At 67.7% G+C, this 26159-nt stretch carries 21 protein-coding genes and 2 pseudogenes; 13 read left to right on the top strand and 10 right to left on the bottom strand.

Going from position 1 to position 26159, the window contains the following annotated elements; translation table 11 throughout:
- The first annotated feature begins 6 nt into the window (after positions 1-6).
- The 3 genes from manA to MJO54_RS17060 are packed head-to-tail and all read left to right on the top strand — an operon-like array spanning position 7 to position 3282.
- On the top strand, positions 7-1260 hold the full coding sequence (gene manA / locus MJO54_RS17070) for a mannose-6-phosphate isomerase, class I (RefSeq protein WP_064888784.1): 1254 nt from the start codon (positions 7-9) through the stop codon (positions 1258-1260).
- 1 nt (position 1261) lies between these two features.
- Positions 1262-2203, top strand: a complete 942-nt coding sequence (locus tag MJO54_RS17065) for a cation diffusion facilitator family transporter (protein WP_046285008.1) — start codon at positions 1262-1264, stop codon at positions 2201-2203.
- A 5-nt stretch (positions 2204-2208) separates the two neighbouring features.
- Entirely contained in the window at positions 2209-3282 is a 1074-nt protein-coding gene (locus tag MJO54_RS17060) for a type I-U CRISPR-associated protein Cas7 (protein WP_046285009.1), read from the top strand.
- Between the two features lie 612 nt (positions 3283-3894).
- Here the strand turns inward: MJO54_RS17060 and MJO54_RS23845 are convergent.
- The 5 genes and pseudogenes from MJO54_RS23845 to MJO54_RS17030 form a co-directional block, all read right to left on the bottom strand.
- Positions 3895-4608: pseudogene (locus tag MJO54_RS23845) on the bottom strand (PGRS repeat-containing protein); the annotation flags it as partial.
- 724 nt (positions 4609-5332) lie between these two features.
- The gene (locus MJO54_RS17045) at positions 5333-6097 is read right to left on the bottom strand and encodes an alpha/beta fold hydrolase (protein WP_105295881.1); all 765 of its coding nucleotides are present in this window, start codon (positions 6095-6097) and stop codon (positions 5333-5335) included.
- Positions 6098-6105: 8 nt separating this feature from the next.
- Positions 6106-6501, bottom strand: coding sequence for a PaaI family thioesterase (locus MJO54_RS17040; protein ID WP_046285641.1), 396 nt, complete (start codon positions 6499-6501; stop codon positions 6106-6108).
- Positions 6498-7418, bottom strand: coding sequence for an alpha/beta fold hydrolase (locus MJO54_RS17035; RefSeq protein ID WP_240175221.1), 921 nt, complete (start codon positions 7416-7418; stop codon positions 6498-6500). The genes MJO54_RS17040 and MJO54_RS17035 overlap by 4 nt, the downstream gene beginning before the upstream one ends.
- Positions 7408-8976, bottom strand: coding sequence for an adenylate/guanylate cyclase domain-containing protein (locus tag MJO54_RS17030; RefSeq protein WP_240175220.1), 1569 nt, complete (start codon positions 8974-8976; stop codon positions 7408-7410). Before MJO54_RS17030 ends, MJO54_RS17035 begins: the two co-directional genes overlap by 11 nt.
- 169 nt (positions 8977-9145) lie before the next feature.
- On the opposite strand from MJO54_RS17030, the gene MJO54_RS17025 reads away from it, so the two are divergent.
- The 9 genes and pseudogenes from MJO54_RS17025 (at position 9146) to MJO54_RS16985 (ending at position 18999) form a co-directional block, all read left to right on the top strand.
- On the top strand, positions 9146-10360 hold the full coding sequence (locus MJO54_RS17025) for an alkane 1-monooxygenase (RefSeq protein ID WP_240175219.1): 1215 nt from the start codon (positions 9146-9148) through the stop codon (positions 10358-10360).
- Positions 10360-10518, top strand: a pseudogene (locus tag MJO54_RS17020) (rubredoxin); the annotation flags it as partial. The gene MJO54_RS17025 and the pseudogene MJO54_RS17020, both read left to right, overlap by 1 nt.
- 110 nt (positions 10519-10628) lie before the next feature.
- Positions 10629-11234: a TetR family transcriptional regulator AlkX gene (gene alkX / locus MJO54_RS17015; RefSeq protein ID WP_240175218.1), complete on the top strand. Its 606-nt coding sequence runs from the start codon at positions 10629-10631 to the stop codon at positions 11232-11234.
- Between the two features lie 73 nt (positions 11235-11307).
- Complete coding sequence (ahcY, locus tag MJO54_RS17010) at positions 11308-12768, top strand: adenosylhomocysteinase (protein WP_105295883.1); 1461 nt, start codon at positions 11308-11310, stop codon at positions 12766-12768.
- Between the two features lie 89 nt (positions 12769-12857).
- Positions 12858-13487, top strand: coding sequence for a dTMP kinase (locus MJO54_RS17005; RefSeq protein ID WP_240175217.1), 630 nt, complete (start codon positions 12858-12860; stop codon positions 13485-13487).
- 52 nt (positions 13488-13539) lie between these two features.
- Complete coding sequence (mtrA, locus tag MJO54_RS17000) at positions 13540-14226, top strand: two-component system response regulator MtrA (RefSeq protein ID WP_013829915.1); 687 nt, start codon at positions 13540-13542, stop codon at positions 14224-14226.
- 78 nt (positions 14227-14304) lie between these two features.
- Positions 14305-15954: an MtrAB system histidine kinase MtrB gene (gene mtrB / locus MJO54_RS16995; protein WP_046285646.1), complete on the top strand. Its 1650-nt coding sequence runs from the start codon at positions 14305-14307 to the stop codon at positions 15952-15954.
- Complete coding sequence (lpqB, locus tag MJO54_RS16990) at positions 15951-17726, top strand: MtrAB system accessory lipoprotein LpqB (RefSeq protein WP_109403022.1); 1776 nt, start codon at positions 15951-15953, stop codon at positions 17724-17726. The genes mtrB and lpqB overlap by 4 nt, the downstream gene beginning before the upstream one ends.
- A 262-nt stretch (positions 17727-17988) precedes the next feature.
- Positions 17989-18999, top strand: a complete 1011-nt coding sequence (locus MJO54_RS16985) for an Acg family FMN-binding oxidoreductase (protein ID WP_240175992.1) — start codon at positions 17989-17991, stop codon at positions 18997-18999.
- 13 nt (positions 19000-19012) lie between these two features.
- Here MJO54_RS16985 and MJO54_RS16980 read toward each other — a convergent pair whose 3' ends face one another.
- Together MJO54_RS16980 and dosR are read right to left on the bottom strand one after the other, a co-directional pair.
- Positions 19013-20722: a GAF domain-containing sensor histidine kinase gene (locus tag MJO54_RS16980; RefSeq protein ID WP_064888043.1), complete on the bottom strand. Its 1710-nt coding sequence runs from the start codon at positions 20720-20722 to the stop codon at positions 19013-19015.
- Complete coding sequence (gene dosR / locus MJO54_RS16975; RefSeq protein WP_046286837.1) at positions 20715-21356, bottom strand: hypoxia response regulator transcription factor DosR/DevR; 642 nt, start codon at positions 21354-21356, stop codon at positions 20715-20717. Before dosR ends, MJO54_RS16980 begins: the two co-directional genes overlap by 8 nt.
- Before the next feature lie 168 nt (positions 21357-21524).
- On the opposite strand from dosR, the gene MJO54_RS16970 reads away from it, so the two are divergent.
- Entirely contained in the window at positions 21525-22295 is a 771-nt protein-coding gene (locus MJO54_RS16970) for an SDR family NAD(P)-dependent oxidoreductase (protein ID WP_240175216.1), read from the top strand.
- A gap of 11 nt (positions 22296-22306) precedes the next feature.
- Here MJO54_RS16970 and MJO54_RS16965 read toward each other — a convergent pair whose 3' ends face one another.
- The 3 genes from MJO54_RS16965 to MJO54_RS16955 are packed head-to-tail and all read right to left on the bottom strand — an operon-like array spanning position 22307 to position 26075.
- Positions 22307-23083, bottom strand: a complete 777-nt coding sequence (locus tag MJO54_RS16965) for a slipin family protein (RefSeq protein WP_396872779.1) — start codon at positions 23081-23083, stop codon at positions 22307-22309.
- 8 nt (positions 23084-23091) lie between these two features.
- Positions 23092-23739 carry a hypothetical protein gene (locus tag MJO54_RS16960; RefSeq protein WP_240175215.1) on the bottom strand — a complete coding sequence of 216 codons (648 nt, stop codon included), beginning with the start codon at positions 23737-23739 and terminating at the stop codon, positions 23092-23094.
- 2 nt (positions 23740-23741) lie between these two features.
- Positions 23742-26075 (bottom strand): nitric-oxide reductase large subunit, encoded by a 2334-nt coding sequence (locus MJO54_RS16955; RefSeq protein ID WP_240175214.1) that lies wholly within the window; start codon positions 26073-26075, stop codon positions 23742-23744.
- Between the last annotated feature and the right edge of the window lie 84 nt (positions 26076-26159).

Genomic DNA, 26159 nt, shown 5'->3' with positions numbered 1-26159 from the left:
GGAACAGTGGAACAACTACGCGGTGCGATACGGACCTACGCCTGGGGCTCGAGGACCGCTATCGCCGAGTTCACCGGTCGGCCCGTTCCGGCGGCGCATCCCGAGGCCGAGCTTTGGCTGGGGGCACACCCGGGGGACCCGGCCTGCCTGGAGACCGACACCGGCGAGGTGTCATTGCTCAACGTCCTGACCCACGACCCGGAGGGCCAGCTGGGTCCGGTGGCTCAGGCGCGCTTCGGTGACCGGCTGCCGTTTCTGGTCAAGGTGCTGGCCGCCGACGAACCCCTGTCGCTACAGGCCCACCCCAGTGCCATGCAGGCGATCGAGGGCTACGAGCGTGAGGAGCGGCTCGGGGTCCCGGTGTCCTCGCCGATCCGCAACTACCGCGACACCAGTCACAAGCCAGAACTGCTGGTGGCGCTGCAGCCGTTCGAGGCGCTGGCAGGCTTCCGGCCGGTGGCGCGCACCATCGATCTGCTGAGGGCGCTGGCGGTATCCGACCTGGACCCGTTCATCGACCTGCTCGGCGGCCAGTCCGGCAACGGTCAGTCCGACGTGCAGTCCGACGCCGACGGACTGCGGGCGCTGTTCACCACGTGGATCACCGCGCCCCAACCCGATCTGGATGTGTTGGTGCCCGCTGTGCTGGAAGGGGCCATCCAGTACCTCAGTTCTGAGGCCGGCGAATTCTCTGCCGAGGCCAAGACGGTGCTCGAGCTGGGGGAGCGATATCCCGGGGATGCGGGTGTCCTGGCTTCGCTGCTGCTCAACCGGATCAGCCTGGCACCGGGGGAGGCCATCTTCGTATCGGCCGGAAATCTGCACACCTACCTCCATGGCGTGGGTCTGGAGGTGATGGCCAACTCCGACAACGTGCTGCGTGGCGGGCTGACCCCCAAGCACGTCGACGTCCCCGAGTTGCTGCGAGTGCTGGATTTCACCCCGACCACCGAGCAGGCGCTGCGGCCGGCAACCTATACCGAGGGACTTGAGGTGGTCTACCAGACGCCTGCCGAGGAATTCGCGCTGTCGCGACTCACACTCGACGGCACCCATCTCGGCCACGAGGTGGACGCGCCGGCGCGCCATGACGGTCCGCAGATACTGCTGTGTACCGAGGGCTCAATCACCGTGCACGCCAAGTCCAAGACGCTGACGCTGCACCGAGGCGAGTCGGCCTGGGTGCCCTGCGACGACGGGCCGATCCGGCTGCTCGCCCAGAAGCCAGCCGCCCTGTTCCGGGCGACGATAGGGCTCTAGAGTGTCGTCCTCGGGTAGTACCAAGGCCATCGTCGCGGCCTTGGCGGCCAACGGCGGGATCGCGGTGGCGAAGTTCACCGGCTACGTGATCACCGGTAGCGCCGCCATGCTCGCCGAGGCCGTGCACTCGGTGGTCGACACCTCCAACCAGGCACTGCTGCTGTTCGGCCAGCGCGCCGCCGCCAAGGCGCCCGACGCGTTGCATCCCTTCGGGCACGGCCGCAGCCGCTACTTCTGGTCGTTCGTGGTGGCGCTGGTGCTGTTCAGCCTGGGCTCGATGTTCGCCCTGTACGAGGGCTACGAGAAGGTGCGCCATCCGGTCGAGCTGAGTTCGCCGCTGGTGGCGATCGCGATCCTGCTGGTGGCTATCGGCTTGGAGACCTACAGTTTTCGCACCGCAGTACGCGAATCGCGCCCGCTCAAGGGCGAGGGCAGCTGGTGGCGGTTCCTGCGCACCTCGCGCAATCCGGAGCTGCCGGTGGTCCTGCTCGAGGACACCGCGGCGCTGATCGGCTTGGCACTGGCACTGATCGGGGTCGGGCTGAGCGTGGTCACCGGAAACCCGGTGTGGGACGGCGTGGCAACCCTGGGCATCAGTGCGCTGCTGGGGGTGGTCGCCGTCTTCCTGATGGTGGAGATGCACAGCCTGCTGATCGGCGAGGGCGCCACCGCCGCCGAGGACAAGGCCATTCGTGCGGCGCTGGAGGGAACCGAGAACGTCACCCGCCTGATCCACATCCGCACCCAGTACCTGGGCCCGGACGAGATGCTGGTGGGGGCCAAGATCGCCGTGGTTCCGAGCCTCGACCTGGCCGGCGTCGCGGCCACCATCGATGCCGCCGAAGCCAATATTCGCGCGGCTGTGCCCACGGCGCTGGTGATCTATCTCGAGCCGGACCTGGACCGGACGCCTGTGCCACACTCGGTGGACCAGAAAGGTTGATCGCTTTGTCCCAACTTTCCTTTCCGCAGCTTGTCGCCGCCTGCCAGGCCGGCGGCGGCAGCACCCTGACCGTGTCCACCGAGCTGGCGCCGGCCGGGGGCCCGCACGCCGCGGTCAGCCCGGCTCCTCGCGCCGGGCGTTCAGCGTCGGCCGTCGAGACCCGGTTGATCGACGGGGAACCGACGGCGACGGTGCTCATCGATGACAATCAGAGCCAGGTCCAGCGCGTGGAAGCGGCGATCCTGCAGGGCATCCACGCTCAGCATCCGTTGCTGAGCCGGGTCCCGCGGATGGAGGTCTCCTACGAGGGCGGCCGGTTGGTCTACTCCGATCTCGAACTGCCGCAACGCATTTTCGACGGGCACTTTCTCACTGGCTCCATCGACGGCAAGCCCGCGATCGCGCACCCGGCCTACCGAGTGGCCCGCGAAAGCACACCGGACAACGCTCGCGCGCTGCTGGAGCTGAGCCCCGGCAGTCTGATCTTCGGTGCGATCGACGCCGCCCTGGGCACCGGCCAAAGCCGTTTCCGCGGCGTGCTGTCCGGTGAGATCATCGGCGTACTCGTCGACGGTGCATCGGCGGATCCCCGTGCGGTGTCCGACACCGGCGTGTGCTGCAGCCGGATTATTCGCACCCAGGTGCTCAGCTTCGCCGCGCTGCGGCAGCTGCGGTTCGACTGCGGTCCGGCCGGCGATGAGGCGGGCCGCGTCCTGCTGGCCGCCTACGCACTGGCCGGGTTGGCGCGTTCCAACGCCGAACTGAGCATCCGGGCCAACTGCGACCTGGTGGAAGCCGGCCCCACGATGCTCAAACTCGATGCCCGCGATGGGGAGTTCGTCGATTTGGCCGCGTTGTCGATCGCCGAGGCCGACGAGCTGCTGGAGCGGGCTCTGGTGGAGGCCTACCGGGAGGCCGACATCACCTGGCGTGGCCAGGTGCTGCATGTCACCGGTAACTCCGCGGCCTACACCGCCGCCCAGAACGGCGGAGCGCCGCAGGACACACCGGTCGTGCATGCGCCTCGGCGGTTTCGGTTGCCGCACTTCATCGAGAGTCGGCTGACCACGCCGAACTGACGCGGGCCGGCCCGGCTCCGAAGAACCCGGGTACCGACACAGGTGTCAGAGAGGCAAGCGCTCGGCTGAGACATCCCAGCCGAGCGCTTGCGCGTTGCTTCTTTTCTGTTGTCAGTGGTCGTGGTCGTGGTCGTGGTCGTGGTCGTGGTCGTGGTCGTGGTCGTGCGGGTGGCCGGTTCCCCCGGCGCCACCGGTGCCGCCGGTGATGCCGTCGGCTTCCGTGCCGGCCTGACCGGCCTGGCCCGCCGAACTGCCGGACGCCCCGCCGGCGCCGCCGGTACCGCCAGCGCCGCCAGGTACGAGGACGTCGTCGTTGTGGTGCAGGATGCCGTTGCCACCGCTGCCGCCAGCCCCGCCATCGCCGCCGGCTCCGTGAGAGTTGATGTTGTCGCCGCCGTGACCACCGGCGCCGCCCCTGCCGCCGGCCCCGTAGGCCGCGGTGTGGTCCGGCAGCGTGATGCTTCGGCCGTCTGAATCGCCGCCATTGCCGCCGACGCCGCCGCGACCACCGTCCCCGGTGTTGCTGGCGCCACCGGACCCACCAGCACCGCCATCACCACCGGAGTGGCTTCCGTCGCCTCCGTTCCCGCCGATGCCACCCGTGCCGCCGAGCCCGCTGTCGCCGGTCCCGCCGTTGCCGCCGACGCCGCCCTCGCCGCCGGTGATCCCGTTGCCGCCGGCGCCACCACCGCCGCCAGTGCCGCCGACACTGCCAGCGCCTCCGTTGCCGCCGGCGCCACCCGCAGCGCCGTTGGAGACGAAGTCGGCGTTGTCTACGGCACTATCGCCACCGGCACCACCATTGCCGCCGGCGCCGCCGACTCCGGCGTTACCACCGCTGCCCATGATCCATCCGCCGTTACCGCCGACTCCGCCGGAACCGCCGTTTCCGCCGGCGCCGCCGATTTGGGCCAGCTGGCCGTTGGCGCCCGCGCTGCCGTTCCCGCCGGCGCCGCCGGCACCACCCGCACCGCCATTGCCGAAGAGCAACGCACTGCCTCCCGCCCCGCCGGCGGCACCGATGCTGCCGCTGAGTCCATCGGCGAGCGTGCCGCTCCAGCCCGAACCACCCGCACCGCCCGCACCGCCGTCGCCGAGAAGCCAGCCACCAGCACCACCGGCGCCGCCGGCAGTGGCCTCGATCAGGGTGCTGCCGCCGTAGAAACCAGCCGCCAAGCCGGCGCCGCCGCTTCCGCCATTGCCGATCAGTCCGGCGTTGCCGCCCGCCCCGGCTGCGATGAGCTGATTGTCGATGTAGGTGGCGTCGGTACCACTGCCACCATTGCCGTAGAGGAACCCGCCGTCGCCGAGGTCGCCGATACCGGGCAGCCAGCCGAATAGTGAGGTGTTGCTACCGGTAAAGCCGTCGATCCCGTCTCCGACCAATAACCGACCGAAAACGGCCTCGTAGAGTCCGAAACCATTGATCAGATCGGTGATGAAGTCGCCCGGGTCTGCGTCGGCGGGGCCGGCCGTATCGAGTGATACAGCGCTGGCATCGATGAAATCGACCAGCCAGTCGATGTCGGCGTGCGCGCTCGGTGCGGCCGCCACCGGTCCCAGGCCGAACGCCACGAATGCGCTGACTGCGCTGCCGGCACCGAGAACACGACGGCGCTCTCGGATCCGCTGCCGCGCCTCGTCACGACTACTCATGTGTACTCCTTCATTTGCGTTGTATCCGAAGCCAAATCAGTCATCTTTTCGGCGGCGGTCGATGGGCTGCCGGTCTGTGACGACGTTGGCGGGTTCTCGTACGGGCGGCCGAAAGAAGCGTTCATTGACTGCGAGCGGCATGTGCTGGGCGCGGGGGCGCCAGATCAGGGTGTTGTCCTTCGAACGCTTCGAGCAACCTGTGCAAGAACTTATCGATAATGAAAATCATTGTCAATAAGCGGTGAGGGAGTGCCCCGCGCACGTTCGGCGACTCCCGCGCGCTACGGGGCGTGAGTCCAGGAAGCCAGGTCTTGGGTGCGATCGACACCGCCCTCGGCACCGGCCAAAACCGGTTGAGGGGAGTGCTGTTCGGCGCTGTCCACGCCGAACTGAGTCACTGGGATTCGGTGACGGATTCCCAGAAGGATGTCAGGGCCGCCGCGCCGCGCACCGGATCCTGGGTCATCCACCAGTGGCCAAGCCCGTCGAGCACTTCGGTATGCGCGCCGGCCTGCTGCGCCGCGCGTCGCCGGATCTCCTCGGATCCGACATAGGGGTCGCCGGTGGCCAGCAGGGAAAGGCCCGGACGGGCACGCGCGCGCTCCAGCCCACCGCCGGTCTGCGCCATCGCGCCGGGGCCTTCCACCGAGCGATACAGCAGCAGGGTTGCTCGTCCCATCTCCGGGCCCTGTGCCTGCGCCATCGACTTGGCGATGTCTGTCGGCAGGGTGGCCGACCACAGTGCGGTTCGGTCTTCCACTGTCCCGCCGAGCATGTTCGCGACCAGCCGCTCGCCCTTTCCGGGGGTCCGCCAGATTTGGGCGGTCTCGGGCCAGACGTAGTCCGGGTCGAACACGCCGATGATGTCGGTGGTCCAGCTGCGCACCAGGTCGGGGCGGTGCATCGCCAGATTGACGACATGGACGCCGCCCCAGTCGTGCCCGACAAGGTCGATCGGCTCATCGGGGCCGCCGAGGGCTTCGAGCTCACTTTCGAGCCAGTCGCGGTAGGCCAGGTAGCTCGCTGAGAAGTGTTGCGGCAGTGGGGCACCGAATCCCGGCGGTGACAGCCGTACGACATCTCGACGGTCAAGGGCATCGACCAGTGGGTCCCAGATCGCATCCGATTCCGGGTTGCCGTGCACCAGCACTACCGACATGGGCGAGTTCAGCCAGGCAGCTCGATGGCGGCGAAGTTCACCGTCGCGGTGGCGGCCAGCTGATCGTCGTCGCCCCGGTAGATGTCGACCTGGGCCACCACCGAACGCCGGCCGGTGCGCAGGATGGACGCGACGGCCCGGGCCGGCCCGACCTTGATCGGCCGAAGGTAGCGGATGAACAGATCCGTTGTGGCAATGCCGTTGCCGAACTGCGTGCTACGCGCCGCGAGCTGTCCGGCCGCCACGTCGGCCATGGTGGCGATCAATCCGCCCTGCAGCCCGCCGGAGGTGTTGACCACCCGTTCATCGACCGGCATCTGCAGTGTCAAGGTGCCGTCGGCCGACGGCACCTCCTGCAGACCGAGTTGGTCGAACAACTCCCGGATCGATTGCGGCGCGGTCATGACGTCGGCTCGCCCGCTTCGTCCCAGGCCTGCAGCAGGGTGCGCAGAATCTCTTCGGCACGGCCCAATCCGGCCAGGTGGCTCTCCCCGGGAATCGGGTAGAGTCGGGCGTCGGGAAGTAGCGCCACCGCGTGCTTGCCGTGCGAGAACGGGACGATGTGGTCGGCGTCGCCGTGCCACCAGTGCACCGGCACCTTGATGTCGGCAAGCCGGAAGCCCCAGGGGCGGGCGAACAGGACGGCATCGGCGATCGGCGCGGCGAGCTGCTTGCGGGAACCGTTGAGCAGGTCATCGAGGAACATGGCCTTGAACTCCGGGCGAGACAGCATCTCGCGGTCGCCCTCGGGGGAGAGCCGTGCGTAGAGTTCCAGCGCCGGCGAGGCAACCGGCCGGATCATGCGGATCAGTCCGGCGGCCAGCACGCTGATCGGTCGCCCGGCGTGGTCGAGTACCGGCTCGGCGAGTCGGGCCAGCCGCATCAGGTTGCTGTCGATGGCCTCGGGGCCTACCGCCGGGGCGACGCCGCCCAGCACGCCGGCCGCCACCACCCGCTTGGGCATGGCCGCCGCGCACGCCAGCGTGTAGGGGCCGCCACCGGAGAGTCCGATGACCGCCATCTTGTCGATGCCGAGCGTGTCGGCAACGGTGCGCAGGTCGTCGGCGAACTGAGACACCGTCTCGTACTGGAAAGGGGTCGAGGAACCGATGCCGGGCCGGTCCACCCCGATCAGGCGGATGTTGGCTTCGGTGGCATACAGCCGCGCCTCGACGGGAATCTGCCGGCGGGCGCCGGGTGTGCCATGCAGCCAGAACATCGCCCGGCCCTGCGGGGCACCGAATTCGGCGAAGCCGAGCTGACGGTCCTCGCCGACGGCGATGTTCCCCTCCATCTGAGGACGGGCGATGTCATAAGCCATGCTCGGAGTCTGGCACGTGCCCAGCAGCCGGGGCACCCCAGGTCGCGGGCTCGATGATCGGCATCGACATTTCGGTAGGCCGCGTGCGGCCGCGCAACGTCGCCGAACCGTAGTGCGCCCAGCGTGCCCGCTCGTCCTGGTCGGCGCGTTCCAGTGCGGTCGCCGAACACAACACCCGGGCCGTGACGGCTTTGGCGCGGTCGGCCAGCCGCGCGGCCTCGTTGACGGCGTCGCCGACCACGGTGTACTCGTAACGGTTTTCGCTGCCGATGTTGCCGGCGAACACCGGGCCTGCCGAGACTCCGATCCCGAAGTCCACCAACGGCAGCCGGCGAAGCCGGGCGATCAGGCTGCGAGCAGTGGCAAGCGCCGCCGCGGCCGCGTGAACGGAGGGGACCGGAGCGCCGAACACCGCCAGTGCCGCATCGCCTTGAAACTTGTTGATCGAACCGCGCTGTGCGTCGACGGCGTCCACCACGATGCGGAAGAAGTCGTTGAGCACGCCGGCGACCTCGTCGGGCGGATGGGTGGCCGCCAGTTCGGTGGAGCCCACCAGGTCGATGAACAAGATCGCCGCCTCTTGGACCGAGCCGGAGAGCGCGAGATCCTGTTCGACGGCCAGCCGGGCGACATCGGAGCCGACGTGGCGACCGAACAGGTCCTGGAGCCTGTCGCGTTCGGCGAGACCGGCCACCATGCGGTTGAATCCGGTTTGCAGCCGCCCGATCTCGGACTGTTCGTAGACGCCGACCGACGTGGTCATCTCGCCACGCTCGACCCGGGCCATCGCGTTGACGACTTCGCCGACCGGGTCGGAGATCGATCGGGACACCAGGATCATGGCGCGCACCCCCAACAGCACCGCCACCACACACAGCACCAGCACCGGGATCTCCACCGACGATTCCGGGTCGATGATCCAGCCCATCTGCCGGCAGACGATGAGCGCGATGATGGCCGCCGAAGGCATTGCACAGGTGATGAACCACATGGTCACCAGGCGGGCCAGTACTCCGGGGGCGGTCGCGCGGACGTCGGACCCCTGCCAGGCCGCGGCCACGATCGGCCGGAAGGTGCGTTGGGTGAACAACATGCTGGTACTCAGCGATGCGGTGCCCCCGAACACGATGATCGTGCCAAGCAGCACGATCAGTCCCATGTTGTGGGAGTGGATCGCGGCCATGCCGATCGCCCCGCCGATCAGCCACGTGCCGAGCACGATCACTGACTGCCGGCGCAGGATGTTGATGGCCGAGCGCCGTTGACTGCGGTCGGGCGGCGCTCCTGCGGTGTACCAGCGCACGGACGGCGCGATGCTGGCACTGCCCGCGGCGACGACGGACAGCGTCCCCAGCGTTACCAGTACCGCCACCAGCACCAGGTTCGGCACCGACAGCAAGGTGGAGTCGGTGAGTGGTGTTTCACCGTTGAGCGAGACCACCACCGCGATCGCCTCGGCGCTGGTCAGCAGGTGGGCGAAGGCCAGTCCGGCCGCGTAGTCGCGAACGCGGACAGTGGTACGCGGCCGCGCGCCTGCGCCCGAACCTGCAGTCGTCATCGCGGTCGTGCCCATCCCTGAGTGCGTTGTGCACTCAAGTTATACGGATTCCGGGGGACGTGGCGGGCTATCCCGTTTGTACAAATACCCATCTATTGTCTAGACGGCCGACGAATCGAGAGGTAATGTCCAACCGCAACGGTGGTTGAACTCACAAGGAGGGGCGTGGATGAGCATCCAGACCACAGCGGTGTGGCGGGACAAGAAGCGATACCTCTGGCTGATGGGCCTGATCGCCCCGACTGCGATGTTCACGATGCTGCCGTTCGTCTGGGCGATGAACCGGTTCGGCTGGCATCTGGCCGCGCAACTGCCGTTCTGGATCGGGCCGATCCTGGTCTACGTCCTGCTGCCGGCGCTGGATCTGCGGTTCGGCGCCGACGGGCAGAACCCGCCCGACGAGGTGATGGAGCAGTTGGAGAACGACCGGTACTACCGCTACTGCACCTACGCCTACATCCCGTGCCAGTACGCCAGCCTTGTCCTGGGTGCCTACCTGTTCACCGCCACCGATCTGAGCTGGCTGGGAGTCGAGGGGTCTCTCAGCTGGTTCGCCAAGATCGGCCTGGCGCTGTCGGTGGGCACCCTGGGTGGGGTCGGCATCAATACCGCGCACGAGCTGGGGCACAAGAAGGATCGGCTCGAACGCTGGCTGTCCAAGATCACCTTGGCGCAGGTCTGCTACGGGCACTTCTACATTGAGCACAACCGCGGCCACCACGTACGGGTGGCGACGCCGGACGACCCTGCATCGGGACGATTCGGCGAGACCTTCTGGGAGTTCCTGCCGCGCACTGTTTTCGGTGGCCTGCGCTCGGCCTGGCAGCTGGAGGCCGCGCGGCTACACCGGCTGAGTAAGGGGCCGTGGCGGCTGTCCAACGACGTGCTCAATGCCTGGCTGATGTCGGTGGTGCTCTGGGGAGTGCTGATCGCGGTGTTCGGCCTGGCGCTCATCCCGTTCGTCGTAATTCAGGCCGTCTACGGGTTCTCCCTGCTGGAGTCGGTGAACTACATCGAGCACTACGGTCTGCTGCGTCAGACCCGTGCCAACGGTCGCTACGAGCGCTGCACCGCCGAACACAGTTGGAACTCCGACCATCTGGTGACCAACCTGTTCCTCTACCACTTGCAGCGGCACAGCGACCACCACGCCAACCCCACCCGGCGCTACCAAACGCTGCGCAGCATGGCTGGGGCCCCCAACCTGCCCAGCGGGTACGCGTCGCTGATCGGGCTCACCTACTTCCCGCCGCTGTGGCGCAGGCTGATGGACCACCGGGTGCTGGCGCACTACGACGGCGATATCACCCGGGTCAACATCTCGCCGCGGCGGCGCGCGAAGATCCTGGCGCACTATCGCGCGACCGAAGCGGCGGCGGCGTGATGGCGAGCTACCGCTGCCCCGGCTGCGAGTACCTCTACGACGAGGCCACCGGCGCGCCCCGCGAGGGTTTCCCGGCCGGCACGGCGTGGCAGCAGATCCCCGACGACTGGTGCTGCCCGGACTGCGCGGTGCGCGAGAAGCAAGATTTCGAGATGGTGGAAGTCGCCGGGCCGACGCCCGGTGGCGAGGCGGAACGCAGTGATGAGGTGGGGGCACGTCCCGCGTGCGGGGGGACAGTGGCGGCGTGGCACAAGCTAATCTCGCGGTGGTGAAACGCATCCCTTACGCCGAGGCCTCCCGGGCGCTGCTGCGCGACTCGGTGCTCGACGCGATGCGGGAACTGCTGACCCGGCGGGACTGGTCATCGATCACGCTGGCCGCGGTGGCCGAGGCAGCAGGGGTCAGCAGGCAGACCATCTACAACGAATTCGGTTCGCGCCAGGGATTGGCGCAGGGTTATGCGATCAGGCTGGCCGACCGCCTGGTCGACGCCGTGGACAGGGCTATGTCCAACAACGTCGGCGACGTCCACGCCGCATTCCTGGAGGGATTCCGGTCCTTCTTCTCCGATTCGGCCGCCGACCCGCTGGTGATCTCGCTGCTGACTGGGGCCGCCAAGCCGGACCTGCTGCAGATCATCACCACCGACAGTGGCCCGATCATCACCCGCAGCTCAGCGCGGCTGACGTCGTCGTTCATGCACAGCTGGGTCAAAGTCAGCGAGGACGACGCCGGAATCCTGGCTCGGGCCGTCGTGCGGCTGGCCATGAGCTATGTCTCCATGCCGCCCGAAGCCGACCACGACGTGGCTGCCGACTTGGCGCGACTGTTCACCCCCGCGGCACAGACCTACGGCGTCATCGATGCCGAATGACCCGGCCGAGCAGACTTGGGCCTGCGCCGGTAGCTTGTAGCGGAGCCAATTCACCGAACCTAACGGGGGCGTACTGATGAGTTTGACCGCGGACAGCCGCAACGGCATCGACTACAAGGTCGCTGACCTGTCGCTGGCCGACTTCGGCCGCAAGGAGATCCGGCTGGCTGAGCACGAGATGCCGGGCCTGATGGCATTGCGTCACGAGTACCACGGGGTCAACCCGCTCAAGGGCGCCCGCATCACCGGTTCGCTGCACATGACCATCCAGACTGCGGTGCTCATCGAGACCCTGGTCGACCTCGGCGCCGAGGTCCGTTGGGCGTCGTGCAACATCTTCTCCACCCAGGACCACGCCGCCGCGGCGGTCGTCGTTGGGCCGCACGGCACCGTCGAGGAGCCCAAGGGCACCCCGGTCTTCGCCTGGAAGGGCGAGTCGCTGGAAGAGTACTGGTGGTGCGCTGAGCAGGCCCTGACCTGGGACGGCGAGCCGGCCAACATGATCCTCGACGACGGCGGCGACGCCACCATGATGGTGCTGCGGGGAGCCCAGTACGAGAAGGCCGGTGTGGTTCCGCCCGCCGAGGAGGGTGACTCCCACGAGTGGAAGGTCTTCCTGGGCACGCTGCGCGAGCGCTTCGAGACCGACAAGACCAAATGGACCAAGATCGCCGAGTCGGTCAAGGGTGTCACCGAGGAGACCACCACCGGCGTACTGCGCCTGTACCAGCTGGCCGCCGCCGGTGAGCTGGTGTTCCCGGCGATCAACGTCAACGACTCGGTCACCAAGTCCAAGTTCGACAACAAGTACGGCTGCCGGCACTCCCTGATCGACGGCATCAACCGTGGAACCGACGCGCTGATCGGCGGCAAGAAGGCGCTGGTCTGCGGCTACGGCGACGTCGGCAAGGGCAGCGCGGAGTCCCTCAAGGGCCAGGGCGCGCGGGTGACCGTGACCGAGATCGACCCGATCAACGCGCTGCAGGCGCTGATGGAGGGCTACGACGTCCAGACCGTCGAGCAGGCCATCGGCGACGCCGACATCGTGATCACCACGACCGGCAACAAGGACATCATCACCCTCGAGCACATGAAGGCGATGAAGAACCAGGCCATCCTGGGCAACATCGGCCACTTCGACAACGAGATCGACATGGCCGCCCTGGAGACCTCCGGCGCTGTGCGCGACAACGTCAAGCCGCAGGTCGATGTCTGGACCTTCCCCGACACCGGCAAGTCGATCATTGTGCTGTCCGAGGGCCGGCTGCTCAACCTGGGCAACGCCACCGGCCACCCATCGTTCGTGATGAGCAACAGCTTCTCCAACCAGGTGATCGCTCAGATCGAGCTGTGGACCAAGGGCGACGAGTACGACAACGAGGTCTACCGGCTGCCCAAGCACCTGGACGAGAAGGTGGCCCGCATCCACGTCGAGGCCCTCGGCGGCACGCTGACCAAGCTGACCAAGGACCAGGCCGAGTACATCGGCGTCGACGTCGAAGGCCCCTACAAGCCGGACCACTACCGGTACTGACCTTTCCGCCGAGCAGTCGTGAAAGCCCCCATTTCCGCGCGAAATTGGGGGCTTTCGCGACTGCTCGCGGGGGTGGGTGAGCCCGTACCGTGCTGATCGCGATCGAAGGCGTTGACGGCGCCGGTAAGAACACCCTGGCCCAAGGGTTGCGCACGGCCTTCGAGGGGGCCGGCCAGTCGGTGGCCACGCTGGCATTCCCGCGTTACGGCGTCTCGGTGACCGCCGACGTGGCCGCCGAGGCGCTACACGGACAGCACGGCGATCTAGCCGACTCGGTGTATGCGATGGCGATGTTGTTCGCGCTGGACCGTGCCGGCGCCAAGGACGAGATCGACGCGCTGTGCCGTGAGAACGACGTGGTGATCCTGGACCGGTACGTCGCCTCCAGCGCCGCATACAGCGCCGCCCGGCTGCACCAGGACGCCGACGGGGAGATGGTGGGCTGGGTTCGCCGGCTGGAATTCGAGCGCCTCGCGCTGCCCGCTCCAGACTGGCAGGTGCTGCTCGACGTGCCCACCGAACTCGCCGCTCAACGGGCCCGGCACCGCGAGGAGCACGACGCCACCCGCTCCCGCGACAGCTACGAGCGCGACGACGGTCTGCAGCGCCGCACCGGCGAGGTGTATCGAGGGTTGGCCCGAGCGGAATTTGCTGGACGCTGGCAGGTAGCCGGCCCGACGGTCGATGCGGCTGCGCTGGCGGTCGAAATGCGCGGGTAACTCTGCGAAACGCGCGTGTGATAGCCACGTTTTATCTCGATCTGGTGACACCATGTACGCCATGAGGCAAAGGATTCTTGTCGTCGACGACGACGCGTCGCTGGCCGAGATGCTCACCATCGTGTTGCGTGGGGAGGGTTTCGACACCGCGGTCGTCGGTGACGGCACCCAGGCGCTCACCGCGGTGCACGAGCTTCGGCCCGACCTGGTGCTGCTGGACCTGATGTTGCCCGGCATGAACGGCATCGACGTCTGTCGGGTGCTGCGCAAGGACTCCGGGGTCCCGATCGTGATGCTCACCGCCAAGACCGACACCGTCGACGTGGTGCTCGGGCTGGAATCCGGCGCCGACGACTACATCATGAAGCCGTTTAAGCCCAAGGAGCTGGTGGCCCGGGTGCGGGCACGGCTGCGCCGCAACGACGACGAGCCGGCCGAGATGCTCTCGATCGCCGACATCGACATCGACGTGCCGGCGCACAAGGTGAGCCGGGGCGGTGAGCAGATCTCCCTGACCCCGCTGGAGTTCGACCTGCTGGTGGCGCTGGCACGCAAACCGCGGCAGGTGTTTACTCGTGAGGTGCTTCTCGAACAGGTCTGGGGATATCGCCATCCGGCGGACACCCGACTGGTGAACGTGCACGTTCAGCGCCTGCGGGCCAAGGTGGAGCAAGACCCGGAGAACCCGACAGTGGTGCTGACCGTCCGAGGAGTGGGTTACAAGGCCGGACCTCCGTGATCCCCACCGGGGAGCAGCTGCGGTGATCTTCGCGTCTTCGACGATGCCGAGCGCCAGCGAGGCTGAGGAGAAGCGCCAATGATCTTCAGCTCCAAACGGCGCCCCCGGCGGTCGGGTCCACTGCTGCTCGGTGTGAACACACTGCGCCGCGCGGTGCAGGTCGCCTGGCGTCGTTCGCTGCAACTGCGGGTTGTGGTGCTGACGCTGGGCATGTCGGCTGTGGTGATCTTGGGTCTCGGTTTTGTGTTGACCAGCCAGATCACCGACCGGGTGCTCGACGTCAAGGTCCGGGCGGCCACCGAGCAGATCGTGCGGGCGCGGGTCACTGCCGGTGGCATCGTCGGCGGTGAGGAGGCCCGTTCGCTGACGTCGAGTCTGCAGCTGGCTCGCAACACGCTGATGTCCAAGACCGACCCGGCTGCCGGCAGCGGCACGGCCGGTGCCTTCGACGCGGTCCTGGTGGTGCCTGGCGAAGGGCCGCGCGCGGCGACCACCGCCGGGCCGGTGGATCAGGTGCCGGCCGCGCTGCGGGAATTCGTCAAGGCCGGTCAGGTCAGCTACCAGTACGCGACCGTGCACGTCGAAGGCTTTTCGGGTCCAGCGCTGGTGATCGGGACCCCGACGACGTCGCGGATCACCAACCTGGAGCTGTATCTGATCTATCCGCTGGGCACCGAGCGCAACACGATCAGCATGGTGCGCGGCACGATCGCCACCGGCGGCCTGGTGCTGCTGGTGCTGCTGGCGGGTATCGCTTTGCTGGTGTCGCGGCAGGTGGTGCTGCCGGTGCGGTCGGCTTCGCGGATCGCCGAGCGTTTTGCCGAGGGTCATCTGTCCGAACGGATGCCGGTGCGCGGCGAAGACGACATGGCCCGGCTGGCGGTGTCGTTCAACGACATGGCCGAGAGCCTCTCGCGTGAGATCACCCAGCTCGAGGAGTTCGGCAACCTGCAGCGCCGGTTCACCTCCGACGTCAGCCACGAACTGCGCACCCCGTTGACCACCGTGCGGATGGCCGCCGACCTGATCCACGACCACAGCGAAGACCTCGAGCCTTCGCTGCGGCGCTCGACAGAACTGCTGGTCAGCGAGTTGGACCGGTTCGAGTCTTTGCTCAACGACCTGCTGGAGATCTCGCGGCACGACGCCGGCGTGGCCGAATTGTCCGTGGAGTCGGTGGACCTGCGCTCGACGGTCAACAGCGCCCTGGAGAACGTGGGGCACTTGGCGGCCGACGCCGAAGTCCAGCTCAAGGTGGACATGCCCGGCGACCAGGTGATCGCCGAGGTCGATCCGCGCCGGGTGGAACGCATCCTGCGCAACCTGATCGCCAACGCCATCGACCACGCCGAGCACAAGCCGGTGGTGATTCGGATGGCCGCCGACGAGGACACGGTGGCCGTCACGGTGCGCGATCACGGTGTGGGCTTGCGACCGGGCGAGGAGAAGCTGGTGTTCAGTCGGTTCTGGCGCGCCGACCCGTCTCGGGTGCGGCGCTCCGGTGGGACCGGGCTGGGGCTGGCGATCAGCGTGGAGGACGCCCGGCTGCACCAGGGCCGGCTGGAAGCCTGGGGCGAGCCGGGCAAGGGGGCCTGCTTCCGGCTGACCCTGCCGCTGGTGCGCGGCCACAAGGTCACCACCAGCCCGCTGCCGATGAAGCCGGTGAGCGCCGCCGAGCGTCGGGAGCGTCGCCAGCGGGCCCGCGAGCACGCCGAGAGGATCGGATGATGCGCGGCAACAGGATCGCGACCCGGATGCTGGCCCTGGCAGGGACGGCGGCGCTGGTCGGCGTGCTGGCGGGGTGTGCAGGGGTGCCCAGCACATCGGCGCCGCAGGCGATCGGCACGGTGGAGGCGCCGCCGCCGTCGGTGCTGCCCAAACCCACCCCTGGGATGGATCCCGATGTGCTGCTGCGGGAATTCCTCAAGGCGACCGCCGATCCGGCCAACCGGCACCGCGCGGCGCGGCAGTTCCTCACCCAGGAGGCCTCCGACTCCTGGGACGACGCCGGTAGCGCGTTGCTGATCGACAACGTGGTGTTCGTCGAGACGCGCAGTGCCGGCCGGGTCGCGGTGACGATGCGCGCCGACATGCTGGGGTCGCTGTCGGACATGGGGGTGTTCGAGACCGCCGAGGGCGCCCTGCCGGCCCCGGAGCCGATCGAACTGCTCAAGACCTCCGACGGGTGGCGCATCGACCGGCTGCCCAACGGGGTGTTCCTGGACTGGCAGCAGTTCCAGGCGACCTACAAGCGCAACACGCTCTATTTCGTCGATCCGACCGGCAAGACGGTGGTTCCCGATCCCCGCTACGTCGCGGTGTCCGATCCCGACCAGTTGGCGACCGAACTGGTGTCCAAGCTGATCGCCGGCCCCCGCCCGGAGATGGCCGGGGTGCGCAACCTGCTGTCGCCGCCAGTGCGGCTGCGCGGGCCGGTGACTCGCGCCGATGGGGGCAAGAGCGGGGTGGGCCGCGGCTACGGTGGCGCCAAGATCGATCTGGACAGTTTGTCGGCCACCGACCCGAACACCAGAAAATTGCTTGCCGCGCAACTCATCTGGACGTTGGCCCGAGCTGATATCAAGGGTCCCTACGTGATTGACGCCGACGGTGCGGCGCTCGACGACAGGTTCCCCGACGGGTGGACCACCTCGGATGTGGCCACCACCGATCCGGGCGCCTCCGATGGGGCCGGTGCGGGGATACATGCGCTGGTGGGTGGTTCGCTGCTGGTGCTGGACGGGCAGCAGGCCAACCGGGTGCCGGGCGCGTTCGGCCGCGAGCCCGATCAGGAGTCGTGCGCGCTGTCGCGCAATGGCCGCCAAGTGGCCTCGGTGGTGGTGCACCCCGGTGACCCGGAGGCCACCCTGTGGATCGGTGACCTCGGCGGTGAAGCGGTACAGGCAGCCGAGGGGCACACCCTGTCGCGGCCCAGCTGGTCGCTGGACGAAGCCGTGTGGGTGGTGGTCGACGGCAACAACGTGCTGCGGGCCATCCAGGAAGTCGCAACGGGCCGCCCGGCCCGGATCCCGGTGGACTCCGGGGCGGTCTCCGCGCGGTTCCCCGGACCGATCAGCGAGCTGCAACTGTCCCGCGACGGCACCCGGGCGGCCATGGTGATCGGCGGGCAAGTGATCTTGGCCGGGGTCGAACAGATGCCGGGCGGCCAGTTCGTGCTGCACTACCCGCGCCGGCTGGGCTTCGGGCTCGGTTCCTCGGCGGTGTCGCTGAGCTGGCGCACCGGCGACGACATCGTGGTGAGTCGATCCGATCCCAAACATCCGGTGTCCTACGTCAACATCGACGGGGTCAACTCCGATGCGCCCAACGGCAACCTGCAGCTGCCGGTGTCGACGATCGTCGCCGATCCGTCCACGGTCTATGTGGCCGATCCGCGCGGCGTGCTTGCGCTGTCGTCCGCGGCGGCCGAGGACGAGCAGAGCTGGTCGCCGCTGGGGCCGTTCATGGTGAGCGGCGCGCTGCCGGTACTGCCGGGCTGAGCGACAGAAGCCCAAAGTCCCGCTCTCGTCCGCCCCCATCGGGCAGGCAGGGCCAGAAGTCCCGCGTCCACGGCGCAGGTACGGGTCTTCGTGCCCTGGTCGGACCCCTGGAACGCGGAGGATCGTGAATAGCGCGGCCCTCTTGGGCTCAGCGGGAATCGGGCTCGGGGCCGCCAGCGAAGAAAGGGGCTGGACCGTGGACGAACAATCTGCGGGTCACCCGGGCGCCGCGGCGGTTCGGGAGACCATTCGAACCGCGTTGATGCTGGCAGCCCGAGCGCCGTCGGTGCACAACTCCCAACCCTGGCGCTGGCGGGTGGACCCGACGCCGTCGGCGCCCCGGCTGGATCTCTACGCCGAGCCCGATCTGCAGCTGCACAGCGTCGACCCCGACGGCCGGGGCATGATCTTGAGCTGCGGCGCGGCACTGCACCACGCCGTGGTGGCGCTCGCCGCGCTGGGCCAGCAGGTCAGGGTCCATCGGTTGCCCGACTCGGCACAGCCTGACCTGCTGGCCTCGATCGAGCTGGGCCCGCGTGGCCCGCAGCCCGATCTCTGCCAGGTCGATGTCGCGCTGGCGGCGGCGATCCCGCGCCGGCGCACCGACCGCCGTAACTTCAGCGGCTGGCCAGTTGCCGGCGCCGACATCGCGTTGATGGGTGCGCGCGCCGCCCGGGCGGGCGTGATGCTGCGCCGGGTCGACGCCTTGGACCGGCTGAACGCGGCGGTGGCCCGCGCGGTGTTCGAGCACCGCACCGACTACGAGTACCTCGCCGAGTTGGCGACCTGGAGCGGACGCTACGGTTCGGTGGCCGGCGTTCCGGCGCACAGTGTTCCGGCACCGGATCCCGGCGCCCCGATTCCGGGCCGGTTCTTCGCCGGGCCGGCGCTGGCCCAGCCGCCGGGTGCCGTCCCTGCCGAGGATCGTGCCGTGATGCTGGCGCTGGGCACCGAGACCGACGACCGGCTGGCGCAGCTGCGGTCCGGTGAGGCCACCAGCGTGGTGCTGCTGACCGCGACCGCGCTGGGGTTGGCCAGCTGCCCGGTCACCGAGCCGCTGGAGATCGCTGAAACCCGCGCCGTGGTGCGCCGCGACGTCTTCGGAACCAGTGGCTATCCGCAGATGTTGCTGCGGGTCGGCTGGGCGCCGATCAATGCCGATCCGCTGCCGGCAACCCCGCGGCGCTTCCTCAACGACACCGTCCAGTGGCTCACAGCCGACGCCCGCGAGGCCGAACCGCGAGACGGTGAAGGGGTCGCGCTCTACGCCTGAGATGCGCCGGCGATTACGACACCAGGGGAGCGGACCAGCGCAGCACCGTCCCGCCACCGGGGGCCGATGCGACGCTGAAGGTTCCGCCCGCCTGCTCAGCGCGCTGCCGCAGGTTGGCCAGGCCGCTGCGGTTGATCACCTCGGGCAGCCCGCGGCCGTTGTCGGTGACCTCGATGCTCAGATCGTCCTCGACCTTGATCTGCACGGTCACTGCGGTGGCACCCGAATGCCGGACTGTATTGCTGACCGCCTCGGAGACCACGGCCTCGGCGTGATCGGCCAGACCCGGCTCCACCACTGACAGCGGGCCGACGAACTGCACGGTGGTGTGCAGTCCCGATCCGGAGAATTGGGCCACCGCGTTGTCCAGTCGCTGTCGCAACGGTGTCGCCGCGGAGGCGACGCCGTGCAGGTCGAAGATCGTGGTGCGGATCTCGCCGATGATCGCCTGCAGGTCGTCGACCGCGTCGGAGAGCCGGTGCCGCACCGCGGCGTCCCGGCTGCGGGGAATGGTGCCCTGCAACGACAGCCCAACGGCGAAGAGCCGTTGGATCACATGGTCGTGCAGGTCGCGGGCGATCCGGTCCCGGTCGGTGACCACGTCGAGTTCGTGCATGCGGCGCTGCGTGGTGGCCAGCTGCCAGGCCAGCGCGGCCTGATCGGCGAACGCAGCCATCATGTCGAGTTGCTCGGTATTGAACGGGGGGGTGGCGCTGTGCCGCATCACCACGACCACTCCGGCCACCGCGTCGGCGGCGCGCAGCGGAAGTATCAGGGCGGGCCCGGCCGCACGTACACCGCTCAACGTCAGCCGGTCGACTCGGTGCGGCTCCCGTTTCGAGAAGGCCTCGCCGACAGGGGAGCCGGTCACCGGGAGGGTTTCCCCGGACAGGGCAGCCATTGTCGGCCCGATGGTTTCGACCACCAGGAGCTCGCTGACCTCCGCTTCGGCGGCGTCCTCGTCCAGTGGGATGGCCACCAGCGCCGACTCGGCACCGGTGAGCTTGCTGGCCTCCTCGGCGATCAACCGGAACACCGTGGAGGGGTCGGTTCCCGACAGTAGTTCGGTCGCGATGTCGTGGGTGGATTCGATCCAGGATTGCCGGGCCTTGGCCTGCGCGTACAACCGGGCGTTGGCGATCGCGATCCCGGCGGCGGCGGCCAGCGCCTGAACCAGCACCTCGTCATCTTCGCTGAATGGCTGCCCGTTGGCTTTTTCGGTGAGGTACAGATTGCCCACGACCTCGCCGCCCACGCCTACCGGTACGCCGAGGAAGGTTCGCATCAGTGGATGGTGGGGCGGAAACCCTATGGAGGCGGGATGTTTGGACAGGTCGTCCAGTCGCAGGGTCTGGGGTTCGTCGATCAGCAGACCGACTACCCCCACCTGCTGGGGCAGCCGGCCGATCTTGACGAACGTCTCGTCGTCGATGCCCTCGTAGACGAACTGCTGCATTCGGCGGTGCCGGTCATGTACTTCCAGTGCACCGTATTTGGCCTCGACCAGATTGGTAGCGGTCTGCACGATGGTGCGCAGAGTTTCGTCGAGTTCCAAACCCGAGGTAACGGCCAGCATCGCTGCCAGCAGCCCGTCGAGGCGGTCGCGGCCCTCCACGATCTGCTGGACCCGGTCTTGCACGCCGACCAGCAGTTCGCGTAGCTGCAAATGAGAAAGTTTGTCGCGCAGCGGGTTCAGGCCTTCCTCGGATGCGTCGTCAGTCATTCCGTGCGCGCTCGAGTTTGGTGGCGAAGACAGCGGCCTGGGTGCGACGCTCCATGCCCAGTTTGGCCAAAAGTCTTGACACGTAGTTCTTGACGGTCTTCTCTGCCAGGAACATCCGGTCGGCGATCTGTTTGTTGGTCAGTCCTTCGGCGAGCAGACTCAGCAGTGTCCGCTCCTGTTCGGACAGGCCCGACAGCGGATCGGGTTTGGCGGCGGCGCCGCGCAGCTTGGCCATCAGGGCTGCCGCAGCGCGGTTGTCGAGCAGCGAACGCCCCGCACCCACTTCCTTGACCGCGCGGGCCAGCTCCATGCCCTTGATGTCCTTGACGATGTAGCCGCTGGCGCCGGCCAGGATGGCGTCGAGCATGGCCTCGTCGGAGGTGAAGGAGGTCAGGATCAGGCAGCGTAGTTCGGGCATCCGCGAGAGCAGGTCACGGCAGAGTTCGATGCCGTTGCCGTCCGGCAGCCGGACATCGAGCACGGCGACGTCCGGAGATAGCACGGGAATGCGGGCCAGGGCTTCGGCCACCGAACCGGCCTCACCGACGACCTCCAGTTCGGGATCGGCGCCGAGCAGGTCGATCAGGCCGCGCCGTACCACTTCGTGATCGTCTACCAGAAAGACCCTGACCACATCGCGTCCTCTCACCCGAAGCCGTCGTCGCGGCGCGCACGCAGGCACTGCCCACGGTAGCGGCGACACCGGCGGATTCCCAGGGCATAAAGCCCCGATCCGGGCACGGGTCGGAGCTTGGGGGTGAATTACGCTTCATGCCACTCGGCCCGGACGTAGGAGATCCCAGTGGACGCCTCTGCACTCAACGCGTTGTTCGACCTGACCGGCCGCACCGCCATCGTCACCGGCGGAACGCGCGGCATCGGACTGTCGGTCGCGCACGGACTGGCCGCCGCCGGCGCCAACGTGGTGGTGGCCAGCCGCAAACCCGACGCGTGCGAGCAGGCCGCCGAGCAACTGCGCCAGGCCGGTGCGCAGGCCATCGGGGTCCCCGCCCACCTCGGTGATATCGAGGCGATCGGGGCGCTGGTCGACGCCACGGTCGAGCGGTTCGGCGGGGTGGACATCGTCATCAACAACGCTGCCAATGCGCTGGCGCTGCCGTTGGGCGAGATCACCTCGGAGGCGTTGACCAAGTCGTTCGCGGTCAATCTGCAGGGGCCGGTCTTCCTGGTTCAGGCGGCGCTGCCGCATCTTCGCCAGAGCGAGCACGCCGCCATCGTCAACGTGGTTTCGGCCGGCGCCTTCGTCTATTCACCGGCGACGTCGATGTACTCGGCTGCCAAGGCCGCACTGGTTTCCTTCACTCGATCCATGGCGGCAGAGCTGGCATCATCGCGGATCCGGGTCAACGCCATCGCCCCGGGACCGGTCAATACGGACATGGTGCGTAACAACCCGCCGGAGTTCATCGCCGCATTGCAGGCTGCCACCCTGCAGCAGCGCATTGCCGAGCCCGACGAAATGATCGGGCCGGTACTGCTTCTCGTCTCCGACGCGGGCAGCTACATCACCGGCCAGACCATCCACGCCGACGGTGGGATGGTGGCGCGGTAGCCGATGGCGGGCTACGTGTTGCGCTTGGCGGCGCGCAACGCCTCGGCCGCGCCGCCCAGGAACGGGGTGATGATGTCCACTGGCAGCGGGAACACCACGGTGGAGTTCTGGTCGGCCCCAAGTTCCAAAAGGGTTTGCAGGTAACGCAGTTGCAGTGAGGCCGGGTTCTGCGAAAGCCGCTCGGCCGCCTGGCTGAGTTCCTCGGAGGCCTGTAGCTCGCCGCGGGCGTTGATCACCTTCGCCCGGCGCTCGCGTTCGGCCTCGGCCTCGCGGGCCATCGCCCGCTGCATCGACTCGGGGATCTCCACGTCTTTGATCTCGACCACCCGCACCTGGACGCCCCACGGCTCGGTCTGCTTGTCGATGATCGTGCGCAGGTCGGCGTTGAGATCGTCGCGGTGGGCCAGCAGCGTGTCCAGGTCAGCTCGCCCTAACAGGGAGCGCAGCGTGGTTTGGGCGATCTGCGAGGTGGCCACGGCGTAGTTCTCCACCTCCATGATCGCCTTGAGCGGGTCGGTGACCTGGAACATCACCACAGCGTTCACCCGGGCCGGAACATTGTCGCGGGTGATCACCTCCTGCGGCGGAATGGTCAGGGTGACCACCCGCTGATCGACCCGAATCATTTTGTCCACCAAGGGGAACAGGAACTTCAGTCCTGGCTGGTAGAGCGGGCGGGCATGGCCCATCCGGAACACCACGCCGCGTTCGTACTCGCGCACCACGTTCAGCGCGAAATATGCCAGCACGGCCAGTGCCACGATGGCCAGGGCCAGCACGGTGATCAGTCCCTCACTCACTTGAGCTGCTGCCTCCTGCTCGACGCGTCGTCGGAAAAGCCGCCCCACCGGGTGGAGTACCGGTCGATCGCGGCCTCGACCTTCAATGCCTGATCTTCGGTGACGGATCGGTGTGGCCGGTCATCGGGGGCGTTACTCGGGGTGTTCCACAGATGCCGCAGCAGGGGATAGCCGCCGGCTGCCACTACGGCGATCGCCGCAGTCAACACCAACACGTCGGCGGCCGAGTGGTTCACGAACAACGTCGCCGCCGGCAGGATGATACCGAAACCCGCTACCGCACAAGCTATTCCTCGATGAAACCGGCCGGTTTCCGAGTGCGGCCACGGGTCCACCGCCCGGCTGATCTCCCGGCCGTGGGGCGACGTGGTGCAGGTCTGCTTGACCGGGCAGGAGTTGCAGACCGACGGCGTCGCCCGGTACCGCATCACGCGATTGTCCGGGTCGAACGAGGTCGGCCAGAGCCACTGATCCTGCGGGCACTTCCACGCGTCATGGTCATCGTGGTACACGAACTTGCCGGTGCGCCACTGCGCGGCGCGTTCGGAGGTCCGCTGGGCCATCCGGTCGAAACCCCAGGCGAAAGCCAGCAACAGCAGCGCGTAGCCGGCAACCAGCCACACCCATGTCGCCGGCCCGGTCATGCTCAGTCCTTGCCCGCGGCTGCGGAGTCTGCGGGAACCTCGACGTAGAGCGGGTTCTCCGGCAACTCGTCGACCGTCTCCCCGGAGCGGAAGTTGCGCAGCGCAATCCAGGCGATCCAGACAAACGGCACCACACCGGCACCGATCAGGATCGCGTCGCCGGGCAGGCGCAGCCATTCCAGCAACGCATTGCCGGGCTGGGTGATGTAACCGAGCGAACGCGCCTCGAAGTAGCCCGCGTTCACCGAGTGGAACAACTGCAGCACTCCCAGTGGCAACAGGGTGACGAACACCATCCATGCCAGGCCGATGTTCATGCCCCAGAACGAGATCCGGGCCAGCTTGTTCGGCCACTTGTCCGCCGGGATCACGTAGCGGAAGGCGAACATCGCCAGGGCGACCGCGAGCATGCCGTAGACCCCGAACATCGCGGCGTGTGCGTGGTTGGCGGTCAGTGCGGTGCCGATCTCGTAGTAGGACACCACCGGCAGGTTGATCAGGAATCCGAAGATGCCTGCGCCCAGGAAGTTCCAGAATCCCACGGCGACCAGGAACATCACCGCCCAGCGGGCCGGGAAGTTGTTCTGCTCGCCGGTTTCCTGACGGGCACCCAGTTGCAGGAAGGCCCAGGCCTCCACGGTCAGGAACGTCAGCGGGATAACCTCGGCGGCCGAGAAGAACGCGCCCAGTGCCATGTGCTCCACCGGTGTGCCGGAGAAGTACAGGTGGTGCATGGTGCCGATCACGCCGCCGGCGGAGTACAAGATGATGTCGAGGAAGATGACCAGCAGTGCGACGCGCTCACGCACCACCCCCAGCTGGACGAAGATGTAGGCCACCATCGCGGTGGTGAACAGCTCCAGGAAGTCCTCCACCCACAGGTGCACCATCCAGAACCGCCAGAAGTCGGCGACCGAGAAGTGCGTCTCGCTGCCGGCCAGCAGGCTGGCCGCGTAGAACGTGGGGATGGCCAGCCCGGTGAAGAAGAACATCCAGGGCAGGTTCATCTTCGAGGTGGTGGCCAGCTTCGCGCGCATGCCACGCCAGATGATGACGATCCACAAGAACAGGCCGACGATCAGCAGCACCTGGAACAGGCGCGGCAGGTCCAGGAACTCCCACTGCTGGGAGAGCAGGCTGCCCGGCTTGATCACCCCGAAGATCGACAGTGCCTCGAAGGCCAGCGAGCCGAACACCACCACGGCCAATGCGCCCAGCAATCCATACACCAGGACTGACTGCTTGCCGGGTTCGCGGCGGGTGATGAAGGGCACCAGGAAGATTCCGCCGGCCAAGAACGCCGCCGCGGTCCAGAACAGGGACAGCTGCAGGTGCCAGGTTCGAGCCAGGTTGTAGGGCAGGACCTTCGCGAGGTCGATCCCGTAGAACTCCGACAGATCCGCTCGGTAGTGCTCGACGGCGCCGCCGAGCAGGACTTGGGCCAAGAACAGCACCGCGACCACGGCGAAGATCCAGATCGCGGCGCGCTGCGAGCGGGTCAGCGGCACCTCGCCGGGCTGGCGGAAGTGCAGCTTGGTCATCTCCGTGCCGTGCCAGCCGATGTTCTGGCTCCAGCGACCGTAGACGGTGAACATGATGCCGATGCCGCCCAACAGCATGATCAGCGACAGCACCGACCACACCACCACTGATCCGGTGGGCCCGTTGTCGACGCGCGGCTCCGAGGGCCAGTTGTTGGTGTAGCTGTAGTTGTGGCCGGGCCGGTCGGCCGCCGCCGCCCACGCGGTCCAGGCGAAGAACGAAGTCAGATCACGGATCTCGCCGGGGTCGGTGATCATGTGCGGCAGCAGGCCGTATTTGGTGGAAGCTTCGCCGAAGTAGGCGGCGTAGTGCTTCTCGATGTCGTTGAACGCCTGGACCTGTTTGTCGGTGAACACCAGCGTCTTGGTGTCCGCGTTATAGCGGTTGGTTCGGAACTCGGCGACCACGTCGTCGTGCGGGTTCGCTACGCCCTGTGCCTTGAACTGATCGGCGACATTCTCGGTGGCCAGCCGCAGATATTCGGCGGTGTAGTCCGGGCCCAGGTAGGCGCCGTGGCCCAGCACCGAGCCGTACTGCATGAGGCCGCGGGCCTGATAGAGCTGCTGGCCGCGGGTGATGTCGGCACCGGCGAACAGCTGTTGGCCGGATTCTGTAACGACCTTGTCCGGCATCGGCATTGACGCCGTGTACGTGCGATAGGCCAGGATGCCCATCACCAGGAAACCGAAGATCATGACCAGGGCCACGCCCTGCGCCCAGCCCTTGCCGACCAGCGCCTGGGCACGGCCGGATTCGGTGGTGGGCGCGCCCACCTGTGTCGCATCGGTGCTCATGGACGGGACGCTAACAGTATCGAGGATGAAAATTCGCGAAACTGTTAGTGCCCTCACGAATTTGGGGTCGGGCGTTAGTTTCTC

Origin of the sequence: Mycolicibacter virginiensis (assembly GCF_022374935.2) — a bacterium.
GTDB classification, from domain to species: domain Bacteria; phylum Actinomycetota; class Actinomycetes; order Mycobacteriales; family Mycobacteriaceae; genus Mycobacterium; species Mycobacterium virginiense.
The sequence above is the reverse complement of the archived record's forward strand: the minus strand, read 5'-3'. Positions and strand labels throughout refer to the sequence as shown.

Coding starts and splice junctions, on each gene's coding strand:
- MJO54_RS17045 (WP_105295881.1), bottom strand. CDS start 6,097: ATGTCGGTAGTGCTGGTGCACGGCAACCCGGAATCGGATGCGATCTGG.
- MJO54_RS17040 (WP_046285641.1), bottom strand. CDS start 6,501: ATGACCGCGCCGCAATCGATCCGGGAGTTGTTCGACCAACTCGGTCTG.
- MJO54_RS17035 (WP_240175221.1), bottom strand. CDS start 7,418: ATGGCTTATGACATCGCCCGTCCTCAGATGGAGGGGAACATCGCCGTC.
- MJO54_RS17030 (WP_240175220.1), bottom strand. CDS start 8,976: ATGACGACTGCAGGTTCGGGCGCAGGCGCGCGGCCGCGTACCACTGTC.
- MJO54_RS17025 (WP_240175219.1), top strand. CDS start 9,146: ATGAGCATCCAGACCACAGCGGTGTGGCGGGACAAGAAGCGATACCTC.
- mtrA (WP_013829915.1), top strand. CDS start 13,540: ATGTACGCCATGAGGCAAAGGATTCTTGTCGTCGACGACGACGCGTCG.
- mtrB (WP_046285646.1), top strand. CDS start 14,305: ATGATCTTCAGCTCCAAACGGCGCCCCCGGCGGTCGGGTCCACTGCTG.
- lpqB (WP_109403022.1), top strand. CDS start 15,951: ATGATGCGCGGCAACAGGATCGCGACCCGGATGCTGGCCCTGGCAGGG.
- MJO54_RS16985 (WP_240175992.1), top strand. CDS start 17,989: ATGCTGGCAGCCCGAGCGCCGTCGGTGCACAACTCCCAACCCTGGCGC.
- MJO54_RS16980 (WP_064888043.1), bottom strand. CDS start 20,722: ATGACTGACGACGCATCCGAGGAAGGCCTGAACCCGCTGCGCGACAAA.
- MJO54_RS16960 (WP_240175215.1), bottom strand. CDS start 23,739: ATGACCGGGCCGGCGACATGGGTGTGGCTGGTTGCCGGCTACGCGCTG.
- MJO54_RS16955 (WP_240175214.1), bottom strand. CDS start 26,075: ATGAGCACCGATGCGACACAGGTGGGCGCGCCCACCACCGAATCCGGC.